Below are 950 nucleotides of genomic sequence, written 5' to 3'. Positions count from 1 at the left end.
AGTTAGAGCAAGCATTAAAAGAATGCACAATTTTTGGGGATTCAACGAATCAGACGTAACAAACTTATCTTTTTCATCTGAAGCTTCATGAGTCACAATTCCACTTCCTACAAGTCTAGATTTAGTAATGACTACTCCTTTTTAACAGCAGCCTTAGCACCTTCTAGAGCAGCATCAGATATTAATCCATATCCTGAACTTGCTACTACTATTCCTTTCGCCCCTGCATTTACAGCAGCATCATAAAGATACCTATTATATTTAGTCTTTCTACCACCGGAAAACTATATCAAGGTGTAAAAGGAAAATAAGAAGACCTTATTATTAAGGTCTTCTTATTACTAAATACTATGGATCTTTATATAAATTATACATTCCTAGAACTATTTACTTACTTTCCACTTTATATATATTTTTTTACCTTCCGGAATAGGATAAAGATGGCCATACATAGATTCTGGAATACCTAATAATTCAATTCTCTTATTGATAACATTTAATAAATTTGAGAAAAAATAACTTGCTGCTAAATCTTGTATAGCATAGCAACTAAACTCTGCTTCTTGAGACCACTTTTTTATGAAGACACCATCATTAGAAATAATATGATTTATCCCATAATTTTTCGTTAATGCATAAAGTAAAGATTCTTTAAGTTTACCATTTTTTGGGTTTTTCAATAATTTGGGCGAATAGCTTTGATTTTTACTTGTCTCTCCAAAAATAAATAATCCATTAAAAATGAAATTCTCTTTGGTAAGCTCTCCTGCCTGGCTAGCTTTATATATTGCTTCTGCAATCTTATTTCTATCAGGATTTGATTTCACTTCAATTATCCCCAATACACTTTTTGGTTGGACGATTATAAAATCATTTTCTTTGAAATATAGAGGCAATGATGGATTATAAATAATTATATCAATCTGAGTGGATATATTATCCCCTTCTTT

Annotated in this window: 1 protein-coding gene and 1 pseudogene; both read right to left on the bottom strand. The window is 30.5% G+C overall.

What is annotated here, in order from left to right:
• Positions 1–254 (bottom strand): annotated as a pseudogene (locus AC1DRF_RS29755) (L-asparaginase); the annotation flags it as partial.
• Positions 255–383: 129 nt separating this feature from the next.
• Positions 384–950, bottom strand: a 567-nt coding sequence (locus AC1DRF_RS29750; RefSeq protein ID WP_477742539.1) for a DUF6602 domain-containing protein, incomplete at its 5' end; no start/stop codon positions are given.

It is taken from the genome of Priestia sp. P5_B4, from assembly GCF_056400385.1.
This window is presented reverse-complemented; position numbering and strand designations above follow the sequence as displayed.